Here is a 13757-nt window from a genome sequence, read left to right as displayed (position 1 = left end):
CTCTCGATCGAGAAGAGCTCGCGTCGATCGTCTTTGAGGCGTCCCCTCTGAACCTCAGACCCTAACTGTTTCTCGCCTACGACGCTCCGCTGCTGAGCGAGACCCCCAGCCCAGGACATACGATGTCCCGCTGATTGTTGTTGTCCATAGCCCAACTTCCTTCCCTGACAACCGACGGGGCACGGGTGTGGCGTCACTTCGCATTCCATTGCAACGAACCCCAACGCGGTCGTCGTGTTAGCGGCCATGAAAAACTGCCCATAGGCGGCCACGAAAATGCCCACTGACGGCCAGTAGAAGTGCCGATTGGTGGCCATGAGATCTGCCCACTTCCTTACTGAACCTGCCGCGTCTTAAGCGGCGGGGGCCTCTCCCCGGGGATTGATGACGGTGTCTAGACGCACCAAGTCACTCAGGAAGAGGCCCTGTATGAAGCATGACGGAGAAATCATGGAAATTCTTGCTGCCTACGATCTGACCGGATCGTTGCGCGCCACGGCGGAGCTCACGGGATGCTCGCACCACACGGTTGCCAGGCATGTCGCCGCGCGGGACGCCGGCCGGCCTATCGCCGAACCCGCGCCGCGGCCCCGGGTCACGGACGCTTACCTGCTCAAGATCGAGGAATGGATCGAGGCGTCCAAAGGCCGGATCCGCGCCGATAAAGCCCATGAGAAGCTCCTAGCCCTGGGATATGCGGGGTCCGAGCGGTCCACGCGCCGGGCGATCGCGCAGGTCAAGGCCGCGTGGCGGCTCGGGCACACCCGCGTGCACCGGCCGTGGATCACCGAGCCGGGGATGTGGCTGCAGTACGACTTCGGCGACGGGCCACGCGTGGGCGGGGTGAAGACCATCCTGTTCGTGGCCTGGCTGGCGTTCTCGAGGTTCCGGATCGTGATCCCGTTGCGGGACCGGACCGCGCCGAGCGTGTTCGCGGCCCTGGACCGGTCCTTCCGGATCCTGGGCGGGGCACCGACCTATGTCCTGACCGATAACGAGAAAACCGTGACCACCGCGCACGTCGCCGGGGTGCCGGTTCGGAACCAGCAGACCCTGGACTTCGCCCGCCACTGTGGGGTTACGGTTCTGACTTGCCAGCCTGCTGACCCCGCCACGAAGGGAGGAGTTGAAGCGTCGGTGAAGCTGGCCAAGGCCGACCTCGTTCCCACGGACACCAACCTGCGGCCCGACTACGGTTCTTTCGCCGAGCTCGAGGCCGCCTGCCAGGCGTTCATGGACGAGGTGAACAACCGTGAGCACCGGGCGACCCGCCGTAAACCCTCGGCCGTGTTGGCGGAAGAAGCGCCCCGGCTGCACCGCATCCCGGAGACCGCGCACACGGTCGCGTTCGGACTGGCCCGCACCGTTCCGGAGAACACCCCAATGGTCACCTTCGAGAACGCCCAATACTCCGTGCCCGCGCATCTGCTCGGTGCAACGGTGTTCGTCCGCGCCCACGGCACCGGGCCCGATGAACAGATCATCATCGTCCACCACGGCGCCGCCGGTCCGGTCGAGGTCGCACGCCACGGCCGGGCAAGGCCCGGCAGCCCCTCGATTATCGATGAGCACTTCCCCGGGACCAGGACCAGGATCCCGGGCGACTACGCAGTGAAGGCCCGCAACGCCGGCGAGGCCGAGTTCCTGGCCATCGGTGAAGCCGCCAAGACCTGGCTTCTGGAAGCCGCCGCGGCCGGCACGGGGCGGATGAACGTGAAAATGGCCGAGGCCGTGTCCCTGGCCAAAATCGCCGGCACCCAGGCGGTGGACCGGGCCCTGGGCGACGCCGCCCTCCACGGCCGCTTCGCCCAAGGCGATCTGGCCTCGATCCTGAACGCGAACATCCGGCGCACCACCACCCACGCCGCGGACGAGACCCGCTCCCTGACCCAGGGCACGGGCGCCTGGGCAGGGCTGCGCGCAGCGACCTCCGGCACCGTAAGGGAGCAGAGCCGATGAGCCCCGTCACCACCACGAACACCACGGCCCCGGCCCTGCCGGCAGACCTCGAAGCCCTGATGCGGCAGCTGAAAATGCCCCACGCCCGGGCGCTGGCCCCGGAACTGATCGCAACCGCACGCGCCCAGCGCTGGGAACCGGTAGAGATCATCAAGGCACTCTTCGCCGAAGAAGCAGCTGGCCGGGCCCGTTCCATGCTCGCCACCCGCCGCAAAGCAGCAGGCTTCCCCACAGGAAAAACCTTCGACGCCTGGGACCCGACGGTTTCATCCATTCCCGCCCCGACACAGCAGGCCCTACGCACACTGGAATGGATCGGCCGCAGGGAAAACCTCGTCGTCTGCGGACCCTCCGGCACCGGGAAAACCTTCTTCCTAGAAGCACTCGGCCAACAAGCCGTCGAAGCCGGCATGCGCGTGGCCTGGTTCAGACTCGAAGACCTCGGCGCCCTGATCCGCGCCCACCGCACCGACGACAGCGTCACCCGGGCCGTGGCCAGAATCCTGCGGGCAGAGCTCGTGGTGATCGATGACATTGGCCTGTTGCCCGTGGCCACCGACGCCGCCGAAGGCCTCTACCGGGTCGTCGACGCAGCCTACGAAAAGCGCTCCCTCGCGATCTCCTCGAACCTGCACCCGGCCGGCTTCGACGAACTCATGCCCAAAACCCTGGCCACCGCCACCGTCGACCGGCTGCTGCACCACGCCCACGTCTGCCAGACCAGCGGCGACTCCATCCGCCTCACCCAGGCCCTCGCCGGAAAAGGAGTCACGCAACTGAACTAACAAGACCCGACGATGGCCAATCCCGCCGAACCAGAGTGGGCAGATCTATTGGCCATCACCGGGCAGTTTTACTGGCCACCAGCGGGCACCTTAACTGGCCGCCTCTGGGCACAAACCAACGGCCATTGACAGTCGTCGTTAGATCCGTTCACCCCAAGCCCATTTTCAACCCTGACATCAACGACCCATTGGTGCGAAGAGCAAGCTCTGTGAATGACCTCCATCGACATTGATCGACTGCGCAGTAACATACGACGCCGCGCGAGTGGTCAGGAACACGATGACTTCGGCGACCTCATCGGGATCTCCGAGCCGGCCCGCCGGGATGGCGCGCGCGCGTTCCGCAAGCGTCGCGTCGGGAACGGTGGATCTAGCTAGCGGAGTATCAATGGTGCCCGGGTTAACAACATTGGCTCGGATGCCCATAGGCGCCCACTCCATTGCCATTTGCTTGGTGAGCGCGATTAGAGCCGCCTTGCTAGGTCCATACGCACCGCCGAACGGTCTCCCGAAAACGCCCCCGAGCGATGCAATGTGAATAATCGAAGCGTTCGGGCTCTGCTTCAAAAAGGGCAAGCAGGCGAGAGCCGAGCTAAGCGCCCCGCCAACGTTGACGTCGAAAACTGACGTCCAGTCACTGGCGGAGAGGTCTTCGAGGGGACCAGGCGCGACCCTAGCTGCAGAGTTGATTAGGGCGTCTAGACGTCCTCCATTCGAGCGGATTACGTCAGGTATCACTGTCTCCACCTCGCTCGTAAGCGAGACGTCGAGCTCGAAGGCAGTCGCTGTACCGCCGCGCCGCCTGATGGTGTCGGCTACCACGCTCGCACTTGCAAGGTTTCTGCCGGATACCAGAACATGACCTCCATATGCGGCGAAGGCAAGGGCGCTGGACGCCCCTATGCCACTTCCGCCACCGATGACGAGGGCGGTGAGCCCCTTTGTATGGTTTCGCATCGACTCATCTACGCCTATGTCTTGATCGCCCACTATCTCGTCTCTCGAATGGTCATTTGAAGTCGGAGAGATAGCCTGTGGCCATTCCTCCGTCGATCGACATTAGCTCACCGGTCACGTAGTCAGCGTAGTCGGACAAGAGGTAGACGATCGCCCGGGCCTCGTCCTCGGGGAGGGCCAGCCGTCCCAGTGGGATGCGCGGCAAGAACGTAGTTTCGATGAACTCTTTCGAGACTGCATTACGCATCAACGGAGTGTCTACCGGGCCTGGATTCACGACATTGACCCGAATGCCCATCCGCCCCCAGTCGCAGGCGAGCGACCGTGCGAGGCCGATAACGCCGTGTTTGGAAGCAGCGTAGCTTGCGCGCCCGGCCTGCCCACCAAGCCCGGCAATGGAAGCAACAAAGACCATTGAGCCGCCCGAACCTCGTTCAAGCATGCGGCGGGCGGCGGCGCGAGCGATCAGGAACGTCCCTGTCAGATTGATCTCCAGCACGTCGTTCCAGTCGGCCAATGATGTCTCATCTGCCGGCGACGGTCGAGTGATCCCGGCAGCGGCGACGACGCCGTGTACCGGCCCTAGAGCGGCCTCCACATCATCAGTGACTGATTCGACAACCTCTTCGTCTCGAACGTCTATGACGAATGCTTGCGCAACGCCGCCCTCCTGCCTGATCAGCTCAGCCGTCTTCTGCCCCGCGCTCTCATTCGCGTCAAGGACCGCAACTCTTGCTCCACACTTCGCGGCTTCCAGAGCGGCTGCGGATCCGATGCCACCTCCCGCACCCGTGATGAGTACTACGCGTCCGTTGAGTCCGAAATCGACTGTCATGCTTGCTCCCTTTGCGGTTTAGTTTAAAAGGAATCGCTCGTGGTTCTAACTTGCAGCCGACTTTGAGTCGGCATCGCTTTCCATGGCAGGAAACACTGCTTTTCGAGCCCGGTTCAGCCGTGCTCGTTATACCCTCAAACAATGGAATACGGCGATCTTGGCCTACTTCGACACCAAGCGCCTCCAACGGAGCCACCGAAGCGATCAACGGCCCGAGACAACGCGCAGAATCGCCCGCGGCTTCCGCGACTTCACCAGGTACCAAATCAGATGCCTACTCACAGCCGGTCACCGCCCCTAGCGGATCACACAAACCAATCTAAATGCGAAGGACTCCCAATATTGCCCCGCCCCTCGGCCTTGGACCACCGTCCAAGGAGCAGTCGAAGGATGCCTGGTCTGCGGATCGCACGAGGCCGCCGGCGCGTCAGGCAGTGTTGGCTGCTCACGAACCGGTTGCCAAAGTTCAAGTGGACCCCAGTGCGCGTTTTGATCAGGAACGAATTGGCGACTTACCAGTTCGCCTGCGCCGACGTAGGCTCTGAGTCAAGGCGACGGCCACAATGAGTACTGCTCCGTTGAAGACTGGCTGGATCGCGACGTTCACGCCGCTGATATCCAATGCATTCTGAGCCATAGCGATCAGGTAGGTCGCCAATATGGATCCGATGACTATAAACCTCCCATCAGAAAGTATCGAGGAACCGAGAAACGCGGCGGCGAACGCTGGTAGTAGCCATTGGGGTCCGGTTGACGAATCAGCTGAACCATACCTCGCCAGAAAAACGAGGCCACCGAGGCTTGCGATGACCGAAGTCCCGACGAAGGCCAACACGATTGTCCGGTTCGTCTTGACCCCGGCCAATCGCGCGGCGTCGACATTGGACCCGACCGCGTCCCAGTAGCGCCCGAGAACGGTGCGGCGGGTTAGCACCCACCCAACGACAAGCAGAGCCAGGACGAAATAGACGGGAATCGGAACGTCGAGAATCTTTGCCGCTCCGATACTCGTCAAGGCCTCCGGGATCCCTTGGTAGATCGTTTGCCCATCACTTAACCAGATCGCTACTCCGACCATGGCGCCACCCGTCCCGAGCGTCGCAATAAACGCGTTCAGATGGAGACCAACAACCAGGAAGCCATTGAGAAGGCCGGCCACCACTCCCACAGCAACGACCAGGAGCGCCGACGGCCAAATCGACCAGTGGAGGGTAGCCGTACAGTGGGCCATGATCACGGTGGCCATACCCGCGCATGCCCCGACCGACAAATCGAATTGTCCCGCGATCAGAGTGATCGTTACTGCCGCGGCCAGGAAGGCCAGATGAGCATTCTGCCCCAGCGCCAGCGTGACATTTCCCCAAGATGCAAAGGCTGAACCCTTCAAGATTGCAAAAACAAGGTAGAACGCTAAGAAGAAAAACAACGTTGCATATCGCTCGGGCCGAAAGCCGTCACGGCGAAACGGGCGTGCTGCATCACCCGATCCGATCTTACTATCGAACTTGTGGTCGCTGGATAGGTTCACCATTAAATTGCCCTCAGAATTGATTGAGCGGATGCCGACGCGCGTGCAATCGGTGCTGAAATTTTGCCCTCATCGACGATTGCGATGCGGTCGGAAATAGCCAATATGTCCTCGATGTCGACCGAGATTACTACTACGGCTGCCCCGGCGTTACGCCGCTCCTCGATGAACTTGTAGACGGCGTGGCGTGTGGCGATATCAACCCCACGGGTTGGCTCGCACAGAACATACACTCTCGGATCAGCAAGCGAACATCGAGCAAGGAGCACTTTCTGTTGATTGCCGCCGCTGAGTTGCTCGATTCCCACACGGTAATCATTTGGTCGAATGTCAAGCAACGACATCATCCCTGCTACCCTGCGATTCTCAACTTTCTGGTTAATCCAGCCGAACTTTCTTGAGTATCGGAGCGAGCTGATCGTCATATTGGCGCGTAAGTCAAGAAAGGGAAGCGCGCCCAGGGCCTTTCGGTCTTCCGCGAGGAATGCAATCCCTTCGCGCGGAGTGTGGCCAACGTTGGCCCCGGCCAACTTTAGCTGGCCAGAGCTCAGCACACTTTGGGCCGCCATCAAATGACCGATGCCGTAGAGGTTGGAGGCGAGAGACCCGACAAGTCCCAACACCTCACCAGATCGGACTTCGACATTGATTGGGCCAATGCCCGGGGCTGACGCGTCAATCAATTCCAGCGCCACATCACCTGGCGCAGACAGGGAACGATTACTTTCGTAAGGGTCCGCGCGCCCCATTAGCAGACCGTAAAGCTCCAACAGGCTCGGTGTCGGGCCATCGAAGCGGACCAATCCATCGCTGACAATTGTTATTGTGTCGCAGTATTCGACGATCTCTTGTAAACGGTGGGACACCACCAGGATTGCGACGCCTTGACTGGCGATCGCACGGGACTTCTCGAGCAACCAGTCGCTGTCTCGAGGGGTAAGCGCGGCGGTCACCTCGTCAAGAATGATCACGTCGAAATCTAGTGCCAGTAAACGCGCTACGGCCACTAGAGTCTTTTGCCCGATGCTCAGTTCCGATAGTCGTAACTCCGGATTCACGTCCAAGCCGACGGCATTCAACTCATTACGTGCGCGAGCTTGTTCTGCGCGAGATGAGATAACAACTCCAGCAACCTTAGGACTTGGCCGACCTAGCCCCAAGTTCTCACGAATGGTCATGGCATCGACCAGCCCGAGATCCTGGTGTATAACGCCGATCTTTCCTGGGCCTTTGTGGTGGAGACTGCGAACGAGAATCTCGCCATCGTCCTTGCGATGAATACCGGTAAGAATTTTGATCAGGGTCGATTTCCCGGCGCCGTTGGGACCGAGCAGACCTTTGACTTCACCTCGGCGGACCGATAAGTCAACGCCGCGTAACGCCTGAAGAGTTCCGAAGGACTTCTTGAGGCCTCGGACTAACAGTGCGTCGGGCTCGAGCGTCGCGGCACTGTCCTCTAATTCCTTGTCGACTGCATCCATCACGATTTCACCGTCCGATAAAGCATTCATATTGGTTGCATGCGTCATTTTGACGGACTCATACCGCTGACCGTTCAATGTTGCCGGGCGGGCAGCGTTGGACGCACTGCCGGCCCAGCCGATGAAATTGTCAGCCCACATTCCAAAGCTTCTCGAAGTATGGAACGTAGTCGTAATGCGGTCCTTCGTCACCAGTCGCTGGCACATTGTCCTTGGTGACCAAGGTGAACGGCACTTTCTCCGTTTTCATGTCTTGGCCCACCATGTGATGAATCACCAGGTTTAGCGCGGCGTATGCACCGAACGCCAGATTGGTGTCTGCACAAGCAACCTCGGGCCCACCAGCGCGGATAGAAGATATGCCGGTCGAGTCGCAGTCGTAGGACACGACTTTCGTATCCGTCCGGTTGGATGCCCTGATTGCCTGAAACACACTCGGGTTAAACACGTCGCTGGCAGACAGGACGTAATCCAACTGTCCGACGGGATGCTGTGCCAGGGTGCTCTGAGTAACTTGACTCGCTACTTGCCCGAGGTCCGTGCCCATCAGTTGCTTCTCCGAAATGACATCGCACCCAGAACAACCGTTAGCGATGGCCGTGTTTGCCGCTTTCTCACGGGTTTGGGCAGCCTGGCTGGGGGAGTAGTGCTGAACGGCGATTTTGGCCTTTGCCCCGCTGTTCGCTATGACGTAGTTTCCAACAGCGATGCCCTGTTCAGTCGGGTCGACTCCGGCATTGCCGGCCGACGGGTAATCCACCGGCGCGAAGCCACTATTAGCGCAGAAAACGCACGCGACATAGATGCCAGCGTCGTGCGCTGTCTTCAGTGCCTGAGGAATTGCTGAGTCCGGAACTGCAATGGAGATGATAGCGTCGGGTTTCTGTTGGACAAGTCGTTCCATTCCACTCGCCCAACCCTGCGGACTGAATTTCCCGTCCTGGACGATAACCTTCCACCCGAGTTTCTCCCCAGCTGATTGAAGTGCCGCTACTGCTCGCTCCTGGTCCGGGGCACCGGCTAGGCCGAGAGGCAATACACCCAGCGTCTTGTTCTTGGGTGCGGTCACCGGCGTGCCGCCCGCGTAATTACCCGTGAGAGTCTTCGGGACGGTCTGAAATGGCTCAAGCGCCTTCTTGGCAGCCGCCACCTCGGACGTGCCATCGCCGTTTGAGGAACTGCCTGTTGCACTACCGGCGGCCGAACAACTGGAAACCGTGAGAACCAGCGCTGTAGCGGCAAGCGCCACCCTTAATAGTCTATTCACTCTCTTAGAGCCCCTTTGCTGCTTGAGATATTTGTGATGCGTGTCAACTCGCGCACGGGCTAGTCCGATCCACTCCGTTATGGTGTCAGGTCAGCCAGATGCGTAGTGCTAAATAGTACAACCTTCTTGTCAGACTAATCAATTGTCTGATTATGCTGATTCAGTTGGTATCGCGCCGTCCCGTGCGCTGGCCACATCCTTCGACGCTAAGGCTCCGCATGAGTGGACTCGCCTGAATACAATCCATCGGCACCTACCAACTCCGCGGGGTGGCAGAGCCAGCCACACATGGACGTTCATGCCAGGGCTTCGGATCAGCGCCGACGTGTGGTCCGCTTATCCGGCACGGACATACATGGGCTACTGCGACCGACCGACGCAGCCAGCGAGCCACCGACTGCGGTGACGATGCCGACGATTTTCTGTTCCCGCGAACCGTATTGCAGTGCTGACCATGCGGCCGAGGTTCATTGTCCCGGGCAGTGACGACAGCAATCCCCAGGAACGAATGGACCGCGAGCTTGTGGAACCGCGAGCTTGGCCGAATGATTGGACGTGTTCGCCTCCCGGTTAAATCGCCATACCGCACAGACCGCGCCTGGTGTTCATGAGGCTCCTGCAACTCGCCACCGGCCCCGACCCGGTGCGCTACCGAGAAGTGATCTCCACCTATCCGTAGCGCCCGGGCGGTCCGGCGCTAGGGCACCTCGCCTCGAACGCATCCGCCCGGACCGACCGCGGGCGACACCCCGAGTTCCGCGGTCGGTAGAGAGCCCAGTCGAGGGCAACCACCTCGGAGCAACCCGAAACAACTCGAAACTTCTTACGTGTTCATGCCAATGAGTCAGCCAGGATTGCCTCGGGAGCTTCGCAGTTCGGCAGTCGCCTTGTCGTCGATTCTCAGCCCTTCGGGATCGAGTTGCGGGTCTCCACTGATCACCACTCCGAAGTTGCGAGCCGCTCCTTCAACGCTCACATATTCGTTTCTAACGTCGGCAAGTACTCGATCGGGTTCGCGGGCATATGGGTCGCCCCAGCCACCTCCGCCGTTCGTCTGGTATCGGAACACGCTGCCGGCCTCGGTGACCCATACCGGACTAGAGGCAAAGTAAGAATAGGTTCCATTTTCGGCGTCCAAGAACTTGCCTTCGGGATCTAGAACTCCTGCGACGGGGATTGAATCCGCATATACGTCTTGTGACTCACCTACGAGATGAACCGGTTGCCGCTCTCCGTCCTTAGGAGGAAAGATCCAGACCGCACCCACTGCGCCGGAGCGGCCACCGTTTGCTCCGACTCCAGTGGGCCTCTTGAGCCTGAATGGCGAGCTGTAGTGACTTGCGGCCGTCAGGAAGACCGAGTCCTTGCGTGTGGCGGCACCGCCGCGATTGTACCCAGGACCACCCGTATCAGCGGCGAACTCTTTGCGGAGAACCACACATGGAGTGTCGTGTTCGATTTGCTCGGCCGATGGCTCCAACCCATTGTCTTTATATGCAGCAACGTACGAGTCGGCGTCACCGACCTTGGTTGCTCCCCATGGACCGTGCTCACCTCCGAGTTGCGCACCGTTGGTCCACGCCGTCCCGTCGTCCCGGGTGCCCCAGCCATTATGGACGCTGTTTGAGCCATAGTCCCCACCGATACCGTTTTCACCAAGAATAGGATTCATCGCGCTGAGGACTGCCGTAAGGGCGGTGGACATAGCCTCGAAATACAACAAGGTGGGCCCCGTCGGCGGCAAAGCCGAGAGGAGCGAGCCTGGGGGTATTGCAATATCAATATTGCGCCAGGTTCCCGAGGTGAGCGGAATCGACGGATCGAGCAACATTGTCAGCGCGGCACCTACGGCCGTCTTTGCCTCCAGGATCGTGCCGTTGATGCTAGAGCGAGCTTGGGCCGATGTCCCAGAGAAATCAGCCTCGATGTTGTCGCCATGTTTGCGGATGGTGACGCAGACGGTGAACTCAACTGAATCATCGACGCCGTCGGCGTCCATGACTGAAGTTCCACGATAGTCGCCATCTGGAATGGCCCGTATTGCGTCGCGCATAAGTTCGGCCGACACATCACATGAGTAGCGGAAAGTGCCATGGACCGCGTCGAGGCCATACTTTTCGACGTTCTCGAGCAACAGACGCTCGCCGAGCTTCAGTTGCTGATAGATGCTCCAGAAGTCGGGCACCAGAAGCTGCGGAAAGCGAGTGTTGTCCCAAATCAGATTGAAAGTCGACTCCACGGGCTCTTCCGCGTGCCAAAGCAAGGTCGGCGAGATTGCAAGCCCGGCTTCATAGACACTCGTCATTGTGCCAGAGAACCCGCCTGGCACGGAGCCACCCATATCGAGTTGATGTGCGCGAAGATTAATGAACGCGATTATTCTGTCACCTAAGAAGACAGGACGGGTGAAGCACATGTCGTTTACGTGTGTCGCGACTCGATACGGGTCATTGCAGATCAGCACGTCTCCGGGTGTCAGATTTTCCGGGCCGAACTCCGCAACCATGTTGGCGACGGCGTCCGGCATGGTACCGATGAATCCGACGAGAGCGTTGCTGACCACAGGCTGTGAATAGTCAAATTCTGGAGGGCCGCTGATTGTGCAGGCAAAGTCGTAGTAGTCGCGGATAATAGGGGAGAACGCCTGTTGAAGTAGGCCAGTGGACATGTGTTCCACTGCATATCTGAGGCGATTCAGCAGGATGGACGCACTGAATCGATCGCAGTCGTACCTAGCCGAGAATTCCGCATCGTCGAGTTCACGGATCCTTCGGTCATCTCCTGATTTGGTCTGCAATTCTTCTGAAGAGATGGTCGCATTGGACATATCTAACCTCATTCCATCGTGATAGCGAGTTCGCCGCAGCGCCCGACGGTCATCGTCTGGCCCGCAGTCATGAAGGTGGTTGAAGACTGCTCGCGAATGATTGCAGGGCCGAGGATCACGTCGCCGCGACGCAGGTCCTGTCGCTCGTATACGAGCGCTTCAATCGAGCCCACCTGATCGCCGTCAATCTCGCCAAGAAACTCAAGTGTTGTGCTGCGAATAGGCGTCAGAGGGGAGTCGGCCGAACGGACCGGTAGCTCTGGATATGCGACCTTGGGTGTCTCAAGTGTTGCCTGCACCCGGTAGGTGACAGCTTCCACCTCATACTCATCGAATCGGTTGCCGTACCGCTGCTCGTAGGCGTCGTGGAACGCTGTGAGAATCGTGCCCACGTCGCCGGCGTCCAAGGTTTTGAACGGCATCGGAACGAATGGCGTGTCCCAGCTCTGACCGACCAAGTGCCCATCGAAAGTTCGCTCGAATGTCGCTGACGTATTCCCCAGCTGCTTTTTGAGCTGATTCTCCAAATCAACGTAGATCGCATCAATTTTTTCCATGCTCTCTGGACCCAGGATTGTGTAGGCGCTTGAAGCGACGGTGAACACTTGATCTGCAGAGAGCAGACCCAGCGCAGAGAATAGGCCCGGGTGCGGAGGCACGATTACCTGTTTGCAGTGGAGCTGCCCGAGCGCCGCGGGAAGGAGCATTCCTCCAGCGGCTCCGTAAGCGAACAAGGTGTAGTCACGGGGATCGATACCGCCACGAATCGCGACGTTGAAGATCCCCTCAGCAATGTTGTGAACAGCCATCTCGAATGCGTATCGAATGCTCCGGGCCGGACTAAGATCTACCTCAAGGTCTTCGAAAGCCTTTCGAGCTAGCTCGCGATCCAGCTTCATCCGACCGCCTGCGAATTCGGACGCATCGATGATTCCGATCATCAAGCACGTGTCCGTTGTCGTGGGGCTCGTCCCACCGAGTCCGTAACACGCGGGGCCCGGATTGGACCCGGCGCTCTCGGGTCCGACAAGGATCTCACCCACGGAGCCAACTTTGACGATGCTGCCTCCGCCAGCCCCGATTGCCGAAACCCCAACCGCCAACGTGTTGACAACCAGATCCTGCTCGAGTTCTACCGTGGTGTCAACGAAGGGCATGCCATCAGTCACCAAACTGATGTCGCATGAGGTGCCGCCAACGTCGGCGCAAACCAATTGCCCTTCGCCGATCATCGCGCCCAGATGCGCGGACGCAACTGCGCCAGCGGACGGTCCCGAGAACACGACCCGGAAGGGTTGCTCCATCGCGTGCTCGACGGGTATCAGGGTCGCAGCAGAGTCGGCGAAATTCAGCTGGCCCCCAAATCCCACGTCTTGCAGTCCGCTCGAGAGAGATTGTGCATAGTCGGTATACATAATCTTCATGAGGACATCGATCACTGTGGTCGATGCTCTGGGATATTCCTTCGCCAGGGGCGACACTTCGCTCGACACCGAGCACGCCACATCACCCAGAACCTCTTGCACCAGTTGCCGAAGTCGTATTTCGTGAGTGGGATTGATGTAGGAGTTGAGAAGGCAGATAGCAACACCAGCGACATTGCACCGCGCGAGCACTTCCAACTGCTGGCGGGCTTGTTCCTCGTCGAACTCGAACAGAACTTCGCCGTCTGCGGTGATCCTTTCCCGGATGCCGCGGCGAAGATAACGAGGAACAAGCGGACGAGCGGCGTCCCCGAAAGATCGCCGCCAGTGGGGGTTCAACATGGCGCCCGGTGGCCTCCAGACACTGCCCATGTCGAGCATGTCGCGATGACCCTCAGTTGTGAGAAATGCAATCTTCGGCAGGTTTCGAGTGATCACGGCGTTGAGCCCGTGGGTGCTCGCATGATTGAAAACCTCGGAACGCTCTACTCCAAGTTCGGCACCACCACGGATGACCGGGCCATAGACCTGAGAGTAGTCCGTCGCAAGCTTTGCGGTTCGAATCTCACCATCGAGAAAGGCGACCACGTCCGTAAACGTGCCACCAACGTCAACTGCGAACACTTCATTGTCTCCTTGACTTTGATAAGAGGGTTGTTGCTGCGGCGGGAAGAACTTTCACTCAGCCGGCGCT

9 protein-coding genes are annotated in these 13757 nt (G+C 59.7%); 2 read left to right on the top strand and 7 right to left on the bottom strand.

The genetic code is table 11. The annotated features are described in order from the left end of the window. Window positions 1–429 precede the first annotated feature (429 nt). Together istA and istB are read left to right on the top strand one after the other, a co-directional pair. A complete protein-coding gene (istA, locus tag AC57BR_RS04585; RefSeq protein WP_496358573.1) occupies window positions 430–1959 on the top strand; it encodes an IS21 family transposase in 1530 nt (509 codons plus the stop codon). After that, the gene (gene istB, locus AC57BR_RS04580) at window positions 1956–2744 is read left to right on the top strand and encodes an IS21-like element helper ATPase IstB (protein ID WP_496358572.1); all 789 of its coding nucleotides are present in this window, start codon (window positions 1956–1958) and stop codon (window positions 2742–2744) included. Before istA ends, istB begins: the two co-directional genes overlap by 4 nt. 177 nt (window positions 2745–2921) lie before the next feature. Here istB and AC57BR_RS04575 read toward each other — a convergent pair whose 3' ends face one another. The 7 genes from AC57BR_RS04575 to AC57BR_RS04545 form a co-directional block, all read right to left on the bottom strand. Next, the gene (locus tag AC57BR_RS04575) at window positions 2922–3734 is read right to left on the bottom strand and encodes an SDR family NAD(P)-dependent oxidoreductase (protein ID WP_496358571.1); all 813 of its coding nucleotides are present in this window, start codon (window positions 3732–3734) and stop codon (window positions 2922–2924) included. Between the two features lie 19 nt (window positions 3735–3753). Further along, window positions 3754–4536 carry an SDR family NAD(P)-dependent oxidoreductase gene (locus AC57BR_RS04570; protein WP_496358570.1) on the bottom strand — a complete coding sequence of 261 codons (783 nt, stop codon included), beginning with the start codon at window positions 4534–4536 and terminating at the stop codon, window positions 3754–3756. 493 nt (window positions 4537–5029) lie between these two features. Beyond that, a complete protein-coding gene (locus AC57BR_RS04565; RefSeq protein WP_496358569.1) occupies window positions 5030–6067 on the bottom strand; it encodes an ABC transporter permease in 1038 nt (345 codons plus the stop codon). Continuing rightward, complete coding sequence (locus AC57BR_RS04560) at window positions 6067–7593, bottom strand: sugar ABC transporter ATP-binding protein (protein WP_496358568.1); 1527 nt, start codon at window positions 7591–7593, stop codon at window positions 6067–6069. The genes AC57BR_RS04565 and AC57BR_RS04560 overlap by 1 nt, the downstream gene beginning before the upstream one ends. Window positions 7594–7675: 82 nt before the next feature. Next, window positions 7676–8794: a sugar ABC transporter substrate-binding protein gene (locus AC57BR_RS04555; RefSeq protein ID WP_496358567.1), complete on the bottom strand. Its 1119-nt coding sequence runs from the start codon at window positions 8792–8794 to the stop codon at window positions 7676–7678. Between the two features lie 862 nt (window positions 8795–9656). Then, window positions 9657–11639, bottom strand: coding sequence for a hydantoinase B/oxoprolinase family protein (locus AC57BR_RS04550; protein WP_496358566.1), 1983 nt, complete (start codon window positions 11637–11639; stop codon window positions 9657–9659). Window positions 11640–11647: 8 nt separating this feature from the next. Continuing rightward, window positions 11648–13687, bottom strand: coding sequence for a hydantoinase/oxoprolinase family protein (locus AC57BR_RS04545; RefSeq protein ID WP_496358565.1), 2040 nt, complete (start codon window positions 13685–13687; stop codon window positions 11648–11650). Window positions 13688–13757: the final 70 nt, after the last annotated feature.

This window comes from Arthrobacter sp. BGA-UO-ETr-C19 (genome assembly GCF_059568005.1).
This window is presented reverse-complemented; position numbering and strand designations above follow the sequence as displayed.